Annotated in this window: 13 protein-coding genes; 8 read left to right on the top strand and 5 right to left on the bottom strand. The window is 43.9% G+C overall.

The window, feature by feature from the left end:
* Window positions 1-25: 25 nt before the first annotated feature.
* The 5 genes from F1644_RS11325 to F1644_RS11305 form a co-directional block, all read right to left on the bottom strand.
* Window positions 26-1,498 (bottom strand): TolC family protein, encoded by a 1,473-nt coding sequence (locus F1644_RS11325; protein ID WP_229782345.1) that lies wholly within the window; start codon window positions 1,496-1,498, stop codon window positions 26-28.
* Window positions 1,499-1,516: 18 nt separating this feature from the next.
* Window positions 1,517-4,786 (bottom strand): golvesin C-terminal-like domain-containing protein, encoded by a 3,270-nt coding sequence (locus F1644_RS11320; protein WP_147344470.1) that lies wholly within the window; start codon window positions 4,784-4,786, stop codon window positions 1,517-1,519.
* A gap of 133 nt (window positions 4,787-4,919) precedes the next feature.
* Window positions 4,920-5,849 (bottom strand): ABC transporter ATP-binding protein, encoded by a 930-nt coding sequence (locus tag F1644_RS11315; RefSeq protein ID WP_087419044.1) that lies wholly within the window; start codon window positions 5,847-5,849, stop codon window positions 4,920-4,922.
* Between the two features lie 330 nt (window positions 5,850-6,179).
* Window positions 6,180-6,896 carry a DNA repair protein RecO gene (gene recO / locus F1644_RS11310; RefSeq protein ID WP_087419043.1) on the bottom strand — a complete coding sequence of 239 codons (717 nt, stop codon included), beginning with the start codon at window positions 6,894-6,896 and terminating at the stop codon, window positions 6,180-6,182.
* Between the two features lie 6 nt (window positions 6,897-6,902).
* Entirely contained in the window at window positions 6,903-7,478 is a 576-nt protein-coding gene (locus tag F1644_RS11305; protein WP_118304535.1) for a non-canonical purine NTP diphosphatase, read from the bottom strand.
* Between the two features lie 402 nt (window positions 7,479-7,880).
* Between F1644_RS11305 and rsgA the strand changes: the two genes are divergently transcribed.
* The 8 genes from rsgA to F1644_RS11265 all read left to right on the top strand — a co-directional run bounded on the left by rsgA (window position 7,881) and on the right by F1644_RS11265 (window position 20,312).
* Window positions 7,881-8,801 carry a ribosome small subunit-dependent GTPase A gene (rsgA, locus tag F1644_RS11300; RefSeq protein ID WP_118304534.1) on the top strand — a complete coding sequence of 307 codons (921 nt, stop codon included), beginning with the start codon at window positions 7,881-7,883 and terminating at the stop codon, window positions 8,799-8,801.
* Between the two features lie 107 nt (window positions 8,802-8,908).
* Window positions 8,909-9,460 (top strand): RNA polymerase sigma factor, encoded by a 552-nt coding sequence (locus F1644_RS11295; RefSeq protein WP_118304533.1) that lies wholly within the window; start codon window positions 8,909-8,911, stop codon window positions 9,458-9,460.
* A gap of 102 nt (window positions 9,461-9,562) precedes the next feature.
* Window positions 9,563-10,516, top strand: coding sequence for a PD-(D/E)XK nuclease family transposase (locus tag F1644_RS11290; protein ID WP_118304532.1), 954 nt, complete (start codon window positions 9,563-9,565; stop codon window positions 10,514-10,516).
* A gap of 146 nt (window positions 10,517-10,662) precedes the next feature.
* A complete protein-coding gene (locus F1644_RS11285) occupies window positions 10,663-11,838 on the top strand; it encodes a FecR family protein (RefSeq protein WP_087419038.1) in 1,176 nt (391 codons plus the stop codon).
* An 89-nt stretch (window positions 11,839-11,927) separates the two neighbouring features.
* Entirely contained in the window at window positions 11,928-15,359 is a 3,432-nt protein-coding gene (locus tag F1644_RS11280) for a SusC/RagA family TonB-linked outer membrane protein (RefSeq protein ID WP_118304531.1), read from the top strand.
* 13 nt (window positions 15,360-15,372) lie between these two features.
* Complete coding sequence (locus F1644_RS11275) at window positions 15,373-17,319, top strand: RagB/SusD family nutrient uptake outer membrane protein (protein WP_229782344.1); 1,947 nt, start codon at window positions 15,373-15,375, stop codon at window positions 17,317-17,319.
* 38 nt (window positions 17,320-17,357) lie between these two features.
* Complete coding sequence (locus F1644_RS11270) at window positions 17,358-18,725, top strand: DUF4959 domain-containing protein (RefSeq protein ID WP_118304529.1); 1,368 nt, start codon at window positions 17,358-17,360, stop codon at window positions 18,723-18,725.
* A gap of 9 nt (window positions 18,726-18,734) precedes the next feature.
* Window positions 18,735-20,312 carry a DUF4998 domain-containing protein gene (locus F1644_RS11265; RefSeq protein ID WP_118304528.1) on the top strand — a complete coding sequence of 526 codons (1,578 nt, stop codon included), beginning with the start codon at window positions 18,735-18,737 and terminating at the stop codon, window positions 20,310-20,312.
* Window position 20,313 lies beyond the last annotated feature (1 nt).

Here is a 20,313-nt window from a genome sequence, read left to right as displayed (position 1 = left end):
TTTGTTTTATATTTTGTGTTAGGGTTTATTTCAATAAATCAACCGGTAAATAAGACCTGTTATTCTGGTAATCCCACAGGGTTTGGATTTTCAGATCCAGTAATTTCAATTTGTATGAAATGATGGCATCCGTCAATGAGTTTTTTGCGTCAGTTAACTGGGTCTGTTGGTTTTTCAGTTCCATACCGGTAAGGGTTCCGCTACGATATTTCTCGACGTTGATGTCGTACGTGCGCTCTGCGTTTCTGACTGTCTGGCGGGCGATTTCGATCTGGCGTAATAATTTGGGTAACTCTCGACAAATCTGACGTACTTCGAGCATGATGGATTTTCTTTCTTCCTCGTTGCTGATCTCCGTGTTTTCGTTGGATAATTCCGTACTGCGAATACTTGCCTTTCTTGCCCCCCAGTCCCAGATAGGAACGGTTAAGGTAACCCCGATCGTTTCGTTGTCATCCGGTTTCGAGAAAGCTCCGTTGAATTTATCACCTTGGCCCATCAAACCTACTCTGGCGGAGATACTACCTTTAAACTTGTTATTATCCTTTGCCTCGATCAAGCTAAAAATACCTTCTTCAATGGCAATCTGTTGTTGGCGGATTTCCATACGTTGAGTCAAGGCGTATTTAACGGCTTGATTCACATCCACGTGAACCGAATCAATCTGGATGTTGGGTAATATGCTGATGTCTATATCCAAGGGTAACCCCAAAGTTTGCTTGAATTGATCTTTGGTATTCTCGTAACTAGTTTCCGTGTCGGCGAGAGAATTCTCGTTCGTGGCTAAGGTTACTTCCGCCTGGAAGAGTTCTTCCTGGGCGATCAAATGTTGTTCCACTTTATTTTTGATTAACTCGTAATTTTCTTTTTGACTCTGGAAAGCTTCCCGAGCCGTAACGAGTCTTTTATAAGACTGGTAAACGCCATAAAATGCTGCGGTCACGTTCTTCTCGATGTTCAGTTGGGCTAGAGCGTATTGTATTTTTGCTTTTTCAAGGTTGAATTCCAGCCTTTTCAATTGCATCTTGGTCTTGTTGTAGGTAAAGATCGGTTGCTCCAGGTTTAAGCTAAGATTATTTGAAAAAGAGGTACTCTTGGCTCCGAAAGATTGGTTATCGTCATCTTGCCAGTTAAACGAGTTGCTAAGTGTAAGCGTTCCGTCCGTCCACTTGATCGGTTGACTGATCCTGAAGTCCAGGCCGGAACTCATGGATTTTCGGGTATACCATTGTGTATTGTAATCGTCAAACGACGTGCTTCTGGTGTATTGAAACGGGCTCAGGTTCAAACTGAATTGTGATTTTAACGAGGCTTTTTGCTGAATCAGGGCCAGCTCACTTTGTTCCAGACTCATTTTACTTTGAATGATGGAAGGACTTTGCTGATAAGCGATCTCCAGAGCCTTTTCCAACGTCAAAATTTCCTGAGCAAACGTTGATCCGGAACAAAGCATGAGTATTCCCGAAATAATCAACGATATTGACGCGATCTTTTTCATAATATGTTGTTGTTATTTTTATTTGTTATTGTTCGTGTACACCCATTTTACTGCATCGGCAAAGATGATTTGGTTTGATCCCGATCCTTTGTCACTTAAGGTAATCTTAGCCTCTCCTTGCGAGAAATAGAAAGAACCCAGTGTCATCCATCCCTGCCGTCCCCGGCCCGTCTCGACTGAAATTTCCTCTTCTCCGTCATCATGTTTTACCGTGTAATATTGCATTTTTTTCTCTTCATTCCTTCCCCAGCGATGTCCCATCATGGGAAGATCAGACGAGTACACGAATACCTCGTAGAATCCTGGAATTTGTATCTGGGTTGTCCATTCCGTCTTGTTACTACCGCTTCCGGATTTCTTGTACACGGCACTATTGATATAGTCCCCGTAATAATTTGCCCCGATAGTAGCTGTCCATTTACTGGGGGGCATCCAGAAGTTTAAGTTCTTGTATTTATCTTCGCTCTCCTTCTTGAAGAAGGATTGTAGCTTGTTCTTTTGATTGGATTCGATTATCCGGAATCCGGGATCTTCGTTGTCAACCGTGATCTCTTTCGGGTTAAACGTGAAAAGGGTGGCATTTGCGTCGAATATTCCTGTTACCGTGTCGGTCGTCGTGGTGGTCACTTTGGCGAAATTCTGCATGATCGTACTGGGTAGATTCTGCGAGATATTCGTGTTAATCGTGAGGTTACTCGGACGTTCGTCACATAAAATACGAATCTCTTTGTATTTCTGCGGTTCTATAATGTAATTTTTCGCTGGTTTGGACTCCATTTGAGCGGCCCGTCCTCTTCTTCCCCGCGGGCCGCCGGGGAACATTCCGCCTCCTTCTTCCACGTTGACGGAAATCACGCCTTCTACATTCGTGGGGTTGTACACTTGGAACTTCACGATATATTTCGTGTAATCCCCGACTTCTACTTGATCGGCATCCACCCCTTTCACGATAAAACGAGGCGTGCTGTTTATCGTGTACCAGTTCGGGATGAAATCCATTAAATTGAAATGGAATTTACGGATAAACTCACTGTTCAGGCGAGTGAAATTAACTTCTTGAAACTGGTATTTTTTCGTGAATTCAGCCATGAATTCCTTGAACTCGTTTGATGAAAGGCGTGAGTTTATATAGTTCCTTAGGTAAACGCCCTTTAGTTTCATCATTTCGTAGAACACCTCTGTCGAAAGCGTGTTATCAAGTACGGCTTGTTCAAAACTTTTCCCGTTCAGATAAGCGGCGGCTCGTTGGTCATCGCCCATCCCGTTGAACATCCGGAAGAAATGTCTTCCCTGATCGCTTTCTTCCTGTTTTAGCATGGTGTTCATCACGATGTCTATGATCGGGAAATTCTGGGAATAAATAGAACCCGCGTAATTAAAATACATGGACGATAAATCGTACTTGTTCAGCTTGGATGTCCCGGACCATTCGCCAGAGAACATATTCACGAATGTATTTCCCTCTTCTTGAAACGTTTCCTCCGAGAGAAGAACCCGGCGGACAAAATCCCGTATAACGTTCATTTCCACGTCAATTTCTTCCATCGCTCCCTGGGGATCACGTCGTCCCCAGTTGGCCATTCTTTTCTTGGCAAATTTGAAATTACTGCTAGGCAGGGTCGTGGCAAATTCCGGAAGGAAAACCATCTCCGGTTGCGCCTGCTCGCTGTTCCCTTTCCAATTTCGTACGTAACCCGTGTAAGAAATAGGCGTTTCTGCCATGATAAATTTCTGATACGGGTATTTACGGCCTTTTCTCAACTCGTATTCGGATTTCACATCCTGAAGGAATCCGGCTAACGTGTCCGAAATGTTAGGAAAAACTTCAGAATAGAAATCGTGACCCTTAAAATTGTATAATTCGATCTGCACGGAATCAACCACGATACTCTTCTTCTCGTAGTCCCCGATGGCTAAACTGATGCCGGGCAGTTGCTCTTTATTTCGGAATATTGTCGTGTCCCCCGATTGGAAAGGTGTCCCTTGTGAAAGAATCGTCCGGTCATCGGGATGAATCACTTTTAGAGTGTAATTCGAGAAGTTTTTCCGGATATTATAAGGAGCTTCCGGGTTTACCGGTGGAAAGGTAGAGGGGTACCACAGGCATTCCGGGGTCAGCAGGGTAAATTTATCCTGCACGAAAGCGTATCTTTTCCCGAAACGGAGAATGCTACTTCCGGTTTGCGTGTCGTAATATTCTTCGTCCGTGATGTCCAGGTAGCAGATATTCTCGTCGATGGAACCGTTATACGTGATATCCAGTTCAAGGCTCTCGTACGGGCGGAGTTTGTGTTCCGCAATAATAACTTGCGCATCTCTTTTATAGGGAATTTCTTCTCCTTGGCGGGTTAATTTTTCAACTTGCAGGGATGGGTTCAAGTAGAACACGATTTTGTCGATCTCCTGGTGATTCCGGTTTTGGACCTTTACGTGTGAATTGACGGTAATCTTTTTACCGTCTTGTGAGAATATAATCTCTTGATCTATCAAATGAACTTTGTCAATATTATTGTATTTCTTGTATCTTTCAGAATATAATTTGCGTTGATTGTCAACGTGATGGAATCGGGTGAAATAGGTGAAACCACAGCCGATTCCGGCGATCAGGATAATACATCCCAGGGCGTTCAGCAAGATATTTTTCTTGGGATGTAACGGTAAGCGGTTGACCATGGCGATGGTAAACGTGAGTAATCCCATTCCCAATAGCAAGAATGTCAATCGTTGAACGAGATAGGGAAACAAGTTCGTGTGTCCCAGCACGTCGGAGAACATATTCGGCACCGTGAGGGCGAAGAAGTCAAACGTTCCGTGTTCCGCGTCCCCGAGATAAGATAAGGTTACCCCGATGAATCCTAACATAATTACGAACGTAACCGCTTGGTTACGAATGAAACTCATGATCACGAACGATAGTCCCAGCACGAAAATCAGTGACGGGATCGATAACGTGAGTAGGTAGAAGAAATAGGGGAATAGGGTAAACGGGGATTCACTCGCAAACAAATGAATGAAACCAGCGATGAGTAAAGCGATAATGTTTAACGATACAAACACTTTCACGATCCCCCATGTTTTCCCGATGATATAATCCGCGTTACTCATCGGGCGTACGTAAATTACTTCGGCTGTATCTAACTTTTTATCTCGCTTTAAAAAGCTCCCTGCCAGGAATATGGCAATGACAGATTGTGCGATATTGAAAAGGTAGATATTGACAAACGGGATGGAGGATGGCATGGCAACCATGACCCATTCGAACCATCCCAGGTTTGACTGTGTACCCATGTGAAAAAATACGATAACTAAAAGGGATAAAATAGCGAATATACGAAATAGCCAGCTTCTCCGTAGGAGCTTGGTTTCGTATCTCGATATTGTGCTGATGTTGTGAATATTCATCGCTGGTTTCTTCTAAGATTTACTTGAACAATTCATTTTCTTTGATTGCTTCAACCTGCATGTTCATCTTGTCTTTCAGCAAGTAGTCCATGTAGTAAACGTAGGCATGTTCGAGGTTCGGTTCGATGGCTTTGTGCGAGTAGCCGTCAATGGCATCGGCCACGACCTGAATCTCCATACCGCCGTCCGTCGGGATGGTTGAAATAATCGGGTATTTATCTTTGATTTCTTCGTATTCCATGTCGGTTACGAAGATCTCCCATACTTTTCCGCGAGCCAGATCGATCATCTCGTCCGGTGAACCTTCAAACTTCAGTTCTCCGCGGTTTAGCAAGGCCAGTTTCTTACAGGTACTTGAAATGTCTCCCACGATATGGGTGGAAAGGATAATGATGGAATCCTTGTCGCTGATGTCTGACAGGATGTTACGGAACCGGATTCTCTCTTCCGGGTCCAGTCCGGTAGTCGGCTCGTCCACGATAATCACTTTCGGGTTTCCGATGATGGCTTGGGCGATCCCGAGTCTTCGTTTCATACCCCCGGATAACCGGTTGGCCCAACGGTCACGGACTTCAAATAAACCAACTTTGCGTAGCATCTCGTCTACCACTTCGGCCCGGTGTTGCTTCCCCTTGATCCCTGCAAGCCCGGCACCGTAATCGAGGAATTCCCAGGTTTTCAGTTTCTCGAAGAAACGGAAGTCCTGTGGCAAGTAGCCCAGCAGGGAGCGAATCGCTTTCCGGTCCTTGGCAATGTCATAATCATCAAAATAGATGGTTCCTGACGTGCAACTCTGCAATAGAGTCATGATTCTCATGAGAGAGGTTTTTCCTGCTCCATTCGGTCCCAACAGGCCGAACATCCCCGGTTCGATTTCCAAATTCAAGTCTTTTAAGGCTTTTTTACCTCCCGGGTAGACTTTATTCAGATTTACAATTTTTATACGCATAACGCTGGTATTTTAGGTTGGTATAAATCTATGCATAATAAGCCGGAATATATGTTAATAAAATGTGAAATATCCTAGTTTGAGTGAGACACTTTTTGCTTAAAAAGGTTTATTATTTTAACAAAATATTAACTTATGACTTCCAATGTTGGTTCTCGAAGGCCATTTTGGTGAATTTTTGTTGACTGCCGGATGCTTTACCCTGTTTCATGTGATTTTCGTTTAAGTTTTCTGTAAAGATATGAAATACAGCGTTATTGATCAATTAATTCAAGTCAACGTCGGTAATTTCGGGACAGAAACCTCGATTTTATCGATGAACACGCATCATCAAGAAAATATCTCCCGGATAACCCGGATACTTTTCGTGTTAAAATCCAAGTTCAGATGGAACCCGAGAAAGAGCAGGGCTATGTCGAGTAAAATCTTGCGTCCCTGTTGATTAAGCGGGATGTCTTTCAATTCTTGTAACTGGCACGTGCAGAGGGCATGGATTGCTTTGGCGGAATGTGGCCCCGTATGGTAACTTCCCGGTGAACCTGTGGGATAAAAACATCCGTCATTGATGTTGAACACGTGGTCGGGGTGGTATGTGCTATTGTCTATGCTGAACCCGAGTAATTTGCCCAACCGAAACAGGAATAGCAAGTTGAAATTGGCGATGTCCTCCCGTGTGATATTCAAGTATTCCACGGAAGTTTTGATGTACTCGTATAGGCTGGGGTTCGGGTCGGAATCCCGTAGCACGAGGTTTAATATTTCACCCCACAACAGGGCTATATTCATTTTGTACACGTCGAAATAGATGGCAGACGTGTTTACGAGTGGAGAGAATGATTTCAGTTTGTGGAGTCCCCCCCTTTCATTAGGGATAAACTCGATTTCCACGATTTGCATACACTGGGCGGAGGTGTTCGCTTTACGCTTGAACAGGGCTAACGGGGTAATCATTTGCATATAACCTCTTTCTTCCGAATAAACATGTAGAATTTGTTGCTGTTCGGAATGAGGTATGCTTTTTAATATGATGGCCTTCACCGTGTGCATGCTTTTTTATAAGTTGTTTAAAAAACTGCATAATGCCCGGACGGCTTGGCCCCGGTGGCTGATTTCGTTTTTCTCGTGAAGGGGCATTTCGGCAAAACTTTCTTGAAAACCTTCGGGACGGAAAATCGGATCGTAACCGAATCCCTCGTGCCCATGCTTGCTTGTGAGAATTTCCCCATTGACAATACCTTCAAACAAGTATTCCTTTTCCCCGAGAATTAAAGCGATAACAGTTCTGAAACGGGCTTGGCGTTCCGATATATTTTGCATCTCTTGTAAAACTTTTTTCATGTTGGCTTCCGAGTCGTGGGCATTACCGGCGTATCGTGCGGAATAAACACCGGGAGCATTGTTCAAGGCTTTTATTTCTAATCCTGTATCATCCGCGAAACAGTCTAAGCCATATTTCTCGTGAATATACCTGGCTTTTTGAAGAGCATTCCCTTCGAGCGTGTCTTGTTCTTCCGGAATGTCCTCATGGCATTGAATCTCTTTCAAGGAAACGATCTCATGCTGGGAACCGAGCATTTCTTTTATTTCTTCCAGCTTGTGGGCATTATTGGTAGCGAAAACTAATTTCATGGCTTGTAATAATTTGTATGTTGCAAAGGTAGTGAAATTGGGAGTAGAAACTAACGATTATCCCTAGAAATGCCGTGTAAAGTTAAAAAGTCATGATTTATAGATGATTACTACTAGACCACTACCGTGTAAAACGCTATTAGAACGCTATTAAAACCCTATTAAAACGCTATACTTAGAATAGCGTTTTATAAGAATTTTAAAAGCATGATAAAAGAGTGATTTCAGCTATTGATCAGGTAGAAATACAAGATTAATCATGTATTAAAGATTGACGTGGGACTGTCGTGGGTAGGACAATTTATAATCCTTGATATTATAATTTTTCTCGGTCCGTGCGAGAAGAAAATTATATCGTGTATATTTGCATTCGGGTAAAACAGGAACCATTAAATTGATAATATGAAAGGGATTGTTGTGAAATCTACCGGAAGTTGGTATTCCGTGCGAATGGAATCGGGGGAAGTGCTGGACTGTCGGATCAAGGGGAAGTTCCGGATGAAAGGGATTAAGACCACGAATCCTGTTGCGGTAGGGGATGTTGTCGAGGTGGTGGTCAATCCCGATGGCGCGGTGATCAACCGGATTGAAGATCGGAAGAATTACATTATCCGGAAATCAACGAACTTGTCGAAAGAGGCGCATATTATCGCCGCGAATGTTGATCAGGCGGTGTTGGTGGTGACGGTGAATCATCCCGTTACATCGACCGTTTTTATCGATCGTTTCCTAGCATCCGTGGAGGCTTACCGGATTCCAGCCATACTCGTGTTTAACAAGATAGATTTGTACGATGAGGAGGATTTATTGCTATTGGGAGCTTTGACCCAGATCTATATGCAGGTGGGGTATGAATGTTTTCACGTGTCCTCGTTGACCGGGGAGGGGATGGAAGACGTGGTGACGGCCTTGAAGGATAAAGTGACCGTGTTTTCCGGCTTGTCGGGGGTGGGAAAATCCTCGCTGATCAATCGTGTCGAGCCGGGATTAAAACTGAAAGTGGCGGAGATTTCCGATTCCCATGACACGGGAAAACATACCACCACGTTCGCAGAAATGTTCCCGTTGAGTTTTGGCGGGTACATCGTCGATACTCCCGGAATCCGGGCGTTCGGGTTGATTCACATGGAAAAAACAGAGATATCACATTATTTCCCGGAAATATTCAAGCGGGCAAGTGAATGCCGATTCTATAATTGCACGCATATTCACGAACCGGGATGTGCCGTGCTGGAAGCCGTGGAGAAGGGGGAAATCAGCGAGAGTCGCTATTTCAGCTATGTAAGCATGTTCGAGGAAGGAGATGAAAAATATCGGAAATAAAGGGTTTTGAGGGAACGGAATTTTCGTTATGTATATCCAAAAACCGAAGTTTTTTGTATAAGTTTGTAAATCTAATAATTTATACATGGTAGCGAGTTTTTGAATTTATGCAGGTTGATGATAAGTTGATATGTAAACTTTTAGTTGGACATGACGATCCCCGGGGGATGGAGGTCTTGTTCAATAGTTATTATCGACCGTTGGTTTTATGGGCTGACTCGTTTTTGGGTGATATTCCGGCGGCGGAAGATCTGGTACAGGATTTCTTCGTGGCATTCTGGGAGCAGCGAGCTTATGCGCGAATCACTTCGGGTAATCTTCGGGGATATCTTTTTGCTTCAGTAAGAAATCGGGCGTTGAAGTTATTGGAAAAGAGGGATCCCTTACGCGAGGCTTGTGGTGAGTTGAACGAGAATGTGGAAGTTGAGGACACGGATTGGCTGACAGAGGAGATTTTGCAGGCAATAGAAGTTGAGATCGAGAAATTGCCCCCGAGAACACGCGAGGTTTTGAAGTCAGTGTATATTGATGGGTTGAGTTACCGGGAGACGGCAGATCGTTTTTCCATTTCGATAGCGACGGTAAAAACGTTGCTCGTGAATGCTTTGAAGTATTTGAGGAAAGTCTTTTCCGGGTTCTGGCACTTCAGGTTCGAATGAACCTGATACCGGTACGATCGGTAGAAAAGTTAAATCACATTTTTTCCTCCCTTAATCTCGTAAAAAAGCTTACCTTTGAATAGAGAAGTAAACTATTTCCACATGGACAAGAATAAATACATTCGATTTGATTGGGCCGTGAAACGGTTATTGCGGGACAAGGCGAATTTTGTCGTTTTGGAAGGGTTGTTAACCGTGTTACTTGGTCGTCAAGTTCACATTATAGATATATTGGAAAGCGAGGGTAATCAACAGATTTACGAGGACAAGTTTAACCGGGTAGATGTTAAGGCCCGGGATAGCGAGGGTGAGATTATTATCGTGGAGGTGCAAGTTACTAGGGAATTATATTTCCTTGAACGAATTCTTTATGGTGCAGCCAAGGCGATTACCGAGCATATCAAGCTAGGAGAACTTTATTCAGAAGTGAAGAAAGTGTATTCTATTAGTATTCTTTATTTTGACATTGGAAAAGGGGATGATTATCTTTACCATGGTCAAAACACCTTTACGGGAGTACACACCGGTGATCATTTGCACGTGACCGTGAAGGAGCGGGATGCTTTGGTTCAGCGCTTGCCATCGGAGATATTCCCAGAGTATTTCTTGATCCGGGTGAATGAGTTTGATCAAGTGGCAACAACCCCGCTTGAGGAGTGGTTGGATTACTTGAAAAATGATTACATCCGTCCCGATACAAAGACTCCGGGATTGAAAGAAGCAAGGGAAAAGCTGGTTTACTATAATATGGATGAAGCAGAACGAGCTGCGTATGATCGTCACGTGGATGCTATCATGATCCAGAATGATGTGCTGGGTACAGCAAAGCTAGAGGGATTAGTCGAGGGTCGAATGAAAGGCCTAGAAGAAGGTCGAGTAGAAGGTCGAGAAAAGGGTCTAGAGGAGGGGCGAGTAGAAGGCCGGGAGGAGGGATTGGTCAAAGGTGAAGAGAGGGGGATCTTGAAAGTAGCCCGGAATATGAAAGAAAAGAATATGCCGATGGATATAATCATTCAAATGACCGGACTGACTGCCGAGGATATTGAAAGGTTGTAGTTATCTTTTTGAAATAGAGATCACGATGATAACCCTCAAATTCCATAGAATTTGAGGGTTATCATTTTTTTTTGAATTTTTTTCTAATTTCATTCAACCGTTTTCTACTCTTTCCGGTCTTTAGAATAACAAAGGTTATTGTAAAAATGAAAAGAGAATATCAAGTCACTGAATCCGAGTTGTTTGACTTTTTTAATGACAAACTTTCTGTCGAGGAAGAAAAAGAAATTCTGGAATGGAAAGAGGCTTGTGATGAGAATCGTGAGTTGTTCGATGTCATGCGAAAGGAAAATCTCATTCTGAAAGAGGTTGTCCGAGCTCAACTTATCAAGGGTGATTATTCTTCCATACAGGGACGGATAATTCCTCGGCGTCATCGGGCATTTAAATTAAAATATTGGGGTGTTGCTGCTGCTATCGTGGTGGGGGTTATTTCTTCGGTTTCGTTATGGCAGTATTCTTCTATGGATAATAATAAAGAAATATCTCATGTTGGCGCTCCTGCCCGTGCTGCGATATTAGAGTTGTCTGGAGGGGAACGCCATTATTTGGGTGGTAGTGAGATCGAATTCAAAGAGCAGGATGGTACGCAGTTGGCAGTCAGTGAGGGTAAAGTTGTGTATGATAAGAAGGCAGGGGAGGACGTGGAGAGAGAGAAGGAAGTACTTGTCTTTAATAAAATCACGGTACCGCGAGGTGCCGGGTTATATCGAATTTTGCTTAGTGATGGTAGCGTGATATGGTTAAATTCAGATAGTCGCTTGGAGTATCCGGAAAAGTTTGCCTTAGGAGAACGAAGGGTTCGTATCAGCGGAGAGGCGTTTTTTGATGTTGCCCGGGATACGATGCGTCCGTTTGTTGTTGAGACAGCTTTACAATCCGTTTCTGTTTTGGGGACAAAGTTTAACGTATCCGCTTACCCGTCGGAACCAGTTTTGACAACGCTTGCTTCCGGGAAAGTAAAAGTGATACCTGTTAGTGGAATGGATTCGGTTGTACTGTTACCGGGGGAGCAATCTGTTTTAAGTGTGCATGCAGATAACTTATCCGTGCGGCAAGTGAAAATTAATGATGTCGTTTCTTGGAAAGATGGGATCATTAATATTGAAAACATGGGTTTGAGAGAGATATTGAAGGTCGTATCTCGTGCCTATGATGTGGATTTTGATACAGAATTATTACCAGTTGATGATATTATTTTGCGGGGGAGCATTTCAAGTGATGAAAGTCTAGGAGTGTTTCTAGCCGTGTTAAGTAAAGTAGCGGATGTGAAATTTAAAATGAAAACCGATGGGAAAATAGAGGTTCAAAAAATTAATTAAAAAAGGGAGAGAATTCAAGGAATTCTCCCGCCCCAAGTTTGCGACGTCTGTTGGCGACAGACGATATCTTATAATTCAAATACAAAAATATGAAAAAAAAATGGAGTCACGCCATTTTTCGAGTGGAAATTCGGAAATGGGGTCGGATTATGTTAGTAAATTTAATTTTGGTATTGTTGTCGGGAGTGTCTTTGTATGCACAGAATGAATCTTCTCGGCAACAGAGAATTACGGCTAAGTACCAGAATAAAACGATTCTGGAAGTACTAGAAGACCTGAAAGCAAAGACGGGATATACTTTTGTGCACAAGCAAAACGATATATCCAGCGAGGTGAAAATCACGGAAACTTTTACAAATGCGACACTGGATGACGTGTTAAAAAAAGTGCTTACGGCTCATGGTTACGATTATTCGATTGAGAGCAAGGTGATTGTTATCAAGAAAAAGCCGAAAGCCCAAGAGTCATTGACACGGGATATTATCACAGTGAAGGGGCGTGTGGTGGATGAGAAGGGAAATCCCATGCCGGGAGTGAGTGTGGTGATTAACCAGACTACGAGAGGGGTAGCAACGGATCACCGGGGAAATTACGATATTCTCGTGCGAACGGATGATGTATTGAAATTCTCGTTTATCGGTTACAAGGATGCAACTATTCCGGTGGAGGGGAAGTCAACAATTAATTTAGCCCTTGAACCCACGGAGGAGACGTTGGAGGAAGTGACAGTGGTTGCTTACGGGGAGCAGAAACGGGAGAGCGTGACCGGATCCATCACGACGGTCAGACCGAGTTCGTTGAAGAGTTCTAATAGTGACCTCACGGCGAGTTTCGTGGGACGTATTCCGGGTATGATCGGTTATTTGAAAGGTGGTAAGCCGGGGGCGTTGACGGAGGCAGAGTTGAACACACAGTTTTCCATCCGGGGTATCACGTCTTTTGGAAATAATGCCAACACGGCTCCTCTCATCTTAATGGATGGCGTGGAGGTCTCCGTGCTTGACCTGTCGAGGATTGACCCGGAGGACATTGATTCGTTTAGTGTGCTGAAAGATGCTTCTGCAACAGCCATGTACGGGGCCCGAGGAGCAAACGGTGTGATTCTCGTGTCAACGAAAAAGGGGGTTGAGGGGTCGGTTTACACGGCGTTTCGCTATGAGGCAATCGCATCTATGCCAACGAGAAAGATTGATGTGGTGGACCCCATTACTTACATGAAAGCGTATAACGAGGCATTACAAACCCGCGATCCGTTGGCACAGCCCAAATACACGGCGGACCGGATTGCCAACACGGGGAGCGATCGTTTCCCGGAATGGTTATATCCGGCAAATGATTGGTATGATCTTCTTTTTAAGAATGTTGCGATCAATCACCACTTGGGGCTGAGTGTTCGCGGGGGTACAAAGATCATGCAGTACTATGCATCTATAGGGCATAATTATGACGAGGGTATGTTGAAGACCGACCGGTTGAACCAGTTTAACGTGAATATCCGGAATAACACGACTTCTTTGCGAATCAATATGAATATTGATATGACTCCCACGGCTAAGTTGGTGATTAACTCAAATTCCACGTATGATAGTTATCACGGGCCGCTTGCTGACGTAACTGCAGCATACGGGCTTGCTTTTAATGCTAATCCGGTGGATTACGCAGCCGTGTATCCGGCAGATGACACGTACGTGTTCCCGCATATTCGTTACGGGTATGAAACGATAAATTCGAAAAATCCTTACGCATCTATTCAAAGTGGGTACGTGGAGCGGAGTCGTTTTGCCACTACAAACCGGGTGGAATATATTCAGAATCTATCTGCTTTATTAAAGGGGCTGGAAATTCGGGCGAATGTCTCTCTTTATAAAGAATCTTATGATAGTACACCCTTTCAAACGGTGCCTTACCAGTACCGGCTTTTGGATTATAATCATCAGACTGGAAAACATACTTTGGAACAATTGTTAGAAGGAGATAAGAATCTGAAAGTAGATCCAAATAATAAAGTTACGATAGATGAAACTCAATTAGCGGGGGAATTCCGCTTGTATTACAATGGGAACTGGGGGAATCACTCGGTGAGTTACACGGGACTTTTCAATTTATCTCAGTTTGCTTCCTCGCAGGGAAGATCGTTGTTTGATGCCATCAAGCACCGGAATATGGGACTTTCTATGCGTCTTTCTTATGGTTTCAAGGAACGCTACTATTTAGAAGGGAGTTTCGGGTATAATGGATCGGAGCGTTTTGCTAAAAATAATCGTTTTGGTTTTTTCCCTTCCGTGGGAATATCTTACGTGATTTCGAAAGAGCCTTTTATGAGCGGGACAAGTCATTGGCTTTCTTTCTTGAAGTTGCGCGGTTCTTATGGTAAGGTCGGGAATGACGGTATCGGGACCGGAAGTGGAATAGGAGAAAACGGTCGATACGTGTATTTGCCGAATATCGGTAAAGATTCTCAGGATCATTATATTATTAAGTCTTACGGAGATCCGACGGTTCAGTGGGAAATTGCAGAGCAAGTGAACTTGGGTCTTGAAATGACGTTTTGGAACGGGTTGTTGGATTTCACGCTGGATGTCTATCAAGAAATTCGTCATAATATTTTGTCGCAACGTGTCATTGTTCCGGCAAGTATGGGGTTAGGACTTTACCCGGATGCCAATATCGGGTCGGTACGCTCGCGTGGTTTCGATTTTGCCGGAAAGGTGCAACATGCTTTTTCGAATGATTTCTGGTTTATATTGAATGCCACGGCGACATACAACAAAGCGGTTTATCGGAAGATAGAAGAGGCAGCGGACAAACCCTCGTGGCAGCGGAAAGTGGGACATGATATCTCGCAGGTGGTGGGATACGTTGCGGAAGGGCTTTTTCAAAGTCAAGAGGAGATTGACCGTTCGCCCCAACAGTCGGGGGACTATATGCCGGGAGATATTCGTTACCGAGACGTGAATAACGACGGACAGATTACGATCGAGGATGCCGTCCATATTGGGTTTCCGACGGAACCGCGCTTGGTGTACGGATTTAGCGGTACGGTGAGTTACAAAAGGTTTGAGTTTAATTTTGCATTTCAAGGATCGGGGCAACGTTCTCTTTTTATCAATCCGAGTGCGGTTACTCCGTTTGTTAACGATCGGGCTTTGTTGAGTGCCATTTGGAAGGATCACTGGACTCCAGAAAACATGAAAAGTAATCCTTTGTGGCCGCGGTTGTCCACAAATAGTATTGCTGCTCATAATATGGAAGAAGGATTGCTTGGTACGGAGACTTTGCGAGCTTCAACCTATTTTATGCGTGAGGTGAAATTCTTGCGTTGTCAGTCATTGGAGTTGGCTTATAATCTCCCAGAAAGATGGGTGAGGAAACTTCATCTGCAACGGGTGAAACCTTATGTACGGGTGAATAATCCTTTTTTGATCAGTGATTTCGATCTTTGGGACGTAGAATTGGGTAGCAGTGGGTTCAATTATCCTATCCAAAGGACTTATTCCGTGGGTATTAATGTTAGTTTCTAAATAAATCATGCTTATGAAATTCAAGAATATACTGATTTTAATTTGTTCCGTTTACTTTTTCTCGGGATGTGACGATTATCTCGATTTAGTACCTGAAGATGATATTCTGACGATCCCGAAAATATTTGAGACACGGAGCGGAGCGGGACAATGGATGATAGATGCGAATCTGTTATTTAATATGTTAGCGATACATCAAACTGGTAATCCTGCACTTATGGGAGCCGATGAGTACACGGCGGGAACTTATGCCCGGGTAGATAAGGTGTTGACATCTTTCTATATTGCGGATGGGCTACAGACAGCACTGTCACCGTTAGGTGATATATGGGATTATAAGAGTGCGTATTATTATATCCGTTTGTGTAATACCTTTTTGGAGCATATCGGGGATGTTTACAATTTACGTGCCGGGGAACTGGAGACTTGGACCGCAGAGATAAAAGCGTTGAAAGCTTTTTATTATTTTGAATTGATGAAACGTTACGGGCCGTTCACGTTGGTACCAAAAAATATAGATATTTATGCCCCCATAGAAGAACAACGGCAGCAGAGAAGCCCTATGGATAGTTGTGTTCAGGCGATTTCGACATTGTTGGATGAGGCGATTCCTCATTTAACTCCGTTAAGAGAAAAGGATGCGTCCAGAAGGGAGTTCTTTTCTAAAGAAGGGGCGATGGGTTTGAAAGCGAGGGTGTTGCTTTATGCAGCTTCTCCCTTGTTTAATGGTGGGATTAGCCCGTACAAGGACATGAAAAACAAGGACGGGAGTGCTCTATTTTCCCCGGAAGACAAGGAAAAATGGCGAATTGCTGCGGAGTATGCTGATGAAACAATAGAATATTTGGAGGGGATGGGATATAAATTGATTTCGGGAACGATGACGGAGGCAACTCCTCTTCTGAATACCATGCGGGATTTGGAATCCTCTTTATGGGCTCCTAATTTTCAGAATTCCACGGAAGCGATCATGATTGTTAGTGGAATTAATTCAATATATCAATACTTGTTACCTCGTTTGGGGACGAAGGAGTCCGACCCGTATTATAGCTCTGTTCTTGAAGGAATTCTTGGAACAAACATTCGGATGGTGAATAAATTTTACACGGTAAACGGGTTACCTATTTCGGAAGATAAGACTTGGGTTTACGGGGACGGTTATGGAATGGCACAGGAACGTGATGTCAGATACACGAATGTGGTACCGTTGAGTACGGATGTGTTGGCTCTGCATTTGGATCGGGAGCCTCGTTTTTATGCCACGATTGCAGCTCCGGGACTTTATTGGCAGTTAGGTCCGGGGAGTTATAATAGATTGCTGGTGGATTCTCGTCGGGGACAGTTGTTCGGTGTGACGCAGGATCGTATCATTTCGAGGGTACGGCAAAATCTTACCGGTTATTATGTGAAAAAAGGTACGCGGAGTGATATTCGACTACCGGATTATTTTAATGGTATCAGTACTTTTCAGCAAGGAGCGACCGTGTACATGCGATTGGCGGAGCTTTACCTGATAGCCGCAGAGGCTTGGAACGAGTACGAAGGGCCAAACGGAACTCATCGGGACAAGATCTTCGATCGGTTAAATGCAGTTCGCGAACGGGCAGGAATTCCTACTGTACAGGAAAGTTGGGGAGAATACGGTATCAATCCGAATAAGTTTAACGAGCAGGCTGGTTTGCGGGATATTATTCGTAGGGAGAAGACGATCGAGTTTATGTTCGAGGGACATCGTTTCTGGGATGTGCGCCGTTGGGGAACTGCTATCGCAGAGGGATGGAACGACAAGCCGATGGCTTGGGTTGTGCTAGGAGAGACATGGCAGGAATTTTTTAACAACGGTCAAGGCCCTGTGGTGGTGTGGGATGATGCGTATTTTAATCCGGCACGGGATTATCTGTTCCCCATCAAGAGTGAAGAAGCTATGGTTTCCGGTATCGTGCAAAATCCCGGATGGTAGGTGAATTTTAAATTTAAGTTACCTAAAAAAAGAGAAAGATGAGAAATACGATATTATTGATATTATTGATGTTCGGTTTGTTCGGTTGCTCCGATGATGATAACGTGAATTTCGATGTGGAGATAAACGAGAATATGTTTTCTTTTACACCGACGGAGGGGGGAGCCGTGATGCGTTATTCTCTCTCGGACCGACGCGTTAACCGGGTGAAGGCGGAGTACACGGACGAGTATGGTACACGGGTTTACAAGGTGGCGGATTATGCCGTGGACACGTTGGTCTTGGACGGGTTTAACCAAGTACACGAGAATGTTCCGGTGAAAGTATCATTTTTAGATAAGAATGAACAAGAGTCGAAGGTGATGAATTTTACTTTCGATACCCGTCCTTCGGCTCTTTACTCGTTCTTTGACAAGGTGGAGGTTAGTTCGTATTGGAATGGTTTCCAGGTGATTTGTGATTTGGAGGGTAGAACAGAGGGGTCGGCCTCGGTGTATTTCGTGGGGATAAATCCTACAACTAAGTTGAGGGATACGATCTTTTTAGAGAACTTCCGCTTAACGAATGGACATTCCGTGAAAGCGTATTCCTTGGACGATTCGCAACAGCAGGAAGATTATACGATCGTGATTACTACGGAAGATGACCGGCAGCGTATTGCCCGGAAACAAATTTGGACCGGGGTGAAAGGAGCCACACGGGCATTGATTCCTAACTATAATTTTGAACTTTTTGATCCTTTTAACAAGTCAAAAGAGATGCCTCGTTCTACCGATTCATGGAATCCGGGAGCGTTGGGTAAGGGCTACCTTTTTGACGGGGATGTGAAGGGGACGCAGGCTCTTGAATATTATAGGAGGGGGTATGCGACGCCACCTTTTACTTTCTTGGCGGGGCCTAATGCCTTGAATCGTCCGGGGAATGACGTTTATTTCGTGCTTGACATCAAGGAACCGGCTATCGTGGGAGAGATGCGCTTGTATATGCGGATTCAAGATGAGGGAGCTATAAATCATGATTTCGATAATGGTTATTACACCAAACTTCCCTGTAATGTTCAAGTGTATGCTTGGGTTGGTGACGGGGATTACCATCCGACAACAAATCCCGGAACAAAGGCGGATTGGGAACTGATCGGTAATTTTGAGCAGGATCCCGGTATAGAAGAGACGGAACGTTGGTACGTGAATAAGGAAAAGGTTAAGGATCAATGTAATACATTGACAGAATTAGCAGCCGTGGAGGCTCATTATTTGTCGATACCTTTCCCATTCGAGGAAAGGGAGTATCGTTTTTTGAAAATTCAATTCAACGAGACTTACGTGGATACTCTTACGCCAGACTATGACCATAATAATAATAACAACGTGACTTTCCATGAATTGGAGATCTACGGGGTAAAATAGTAGCGATTTATGAAAGAATTATTTTTTAAATATGCGGTAATACTCGTTTTGCTCGCCGGATACCTGACGGGATGCGAGAAACTTGAAGATACTTATTCAAAGCACACGGGAGACGGTCCGGAGCAATACCTGACTAAAATCTATGATTTGAAAGGGGAACCTAAATGGTTGTCCGTGTTGCTGACGTGGAATCTGAAACTTGATCCGGGACGGACGGCGATCATGGTGGAATGGACCGATGACGAGAAGACGGATTCAGTGATTATTGATCGGGATAGCGAGAGTTATCTGGTGGAAGGGTTGAAAAATTATGAATACACGTTCCGTGTTAGCGCTATCGAGCAAAAGGAGGGGGAGATTATAAAACAGTCGTTAGGAGACCCGGTGTACGTGCGTCCGTACACGAGTGCGTCGGAGGAATTATTGCTTTTTACCCGTGTGGTAAATAAACAATTTCAAGTGGCCGATAAATATTTGTTTGTTGCCTTTGACGAATGGGCGGATAACTTGATTGCCTTTAAGATCGGTTATTTTGAAAAGGGCAGTGAGACGGAACAATTCTGGGAGGTTGGGCCTGAAGATCGGGAAAATAGCTGGCCGAAAGGAAAATCTTATGCGCTGATCGGGGAGAATATTGATTTTACAAAACCGGTAAAGGTGTATCGTAAAGGTAAAATCGCGATCCTTGATGATATGATATTGGATTTGGATCCCATCGAGTTGTCTTTTAATGTCCCCTCTTTCGAGAGTGATTTTGCGGCTGACGTGAGAAATCGATTGGATTTATTGGGGGAGATCAAGCAGGATGATATTAAGAACGTGGAAATACTGGATATAGATTATGACCAGATTTCGTTAATAGATGTTCTTCATTTCCCGAATCTAAAGGAACTTCATTTGGGAAGAAACCGGTATCTTGCATTGGGAACGGAGGATCGGGTAAGATCCAGCCTTTCTAATAAGGAACTTTCTATCGGGGCTTTGAACGTGATTGCCGAGAAGTTGGGTGTGAAGATTTATCATTACGGGAATCATTATTTTGATGTTGTCCCTGATTTCTTTACAGAAAAGAATAAACTGTCTGAACAGCCGATGCTTGCATTCATGGATGCCACAAACTGGGATATATCTGTGTCTCCGGCAGATGCATTGGGATATGATTCCGGGGCAAAGAATCTGTTGGTTGATAATGATTCTTATTGGTTGCCGCAACCGACAACTCAGATCCGGACGCATGTCATCGAGATCGATATGAAACAGGAGGAGACAATTGCCGGATTCAAGATTGTGCAGACAAAAGACTTCGGAGATCCGGATGCTTCTCGCCCGGAGACTCTGAGTATAGAAGTCGAGACCGGATCAGGACAATGGGCGACAGCGACTTTCAGCAAAAGTACAACTCTCGGAAACGGAGAAGGTGAGACCACGATCGTCTACCTGAACAAGGATAAAGGGACGAAAACAGCTCAAAAAATCAGGATTACGGTATCTGATGATTTCTATAAACAAGGTTATGATTCATCTTGGAATTGGGTGGATTTCTATAACGTGACGTTATCCTCGATTATGGTGATCAAGGGAAATTAGT

Source organism: Butyricimonas paravirosa (assembly GCF_032878955.1).
Taxonomy (GTDB): Bacteria; Bacteroidota; Bacteroidia; order Bacteroidales; family Marinifilaceae; genus Butyricimonas; species Butyricimonas paravirosa.
The sequence above is the reverse complement of the archived record's forward strand: the minus strand, read 5'-3'. Positions and strand labels throughout refer to the sequence as shown.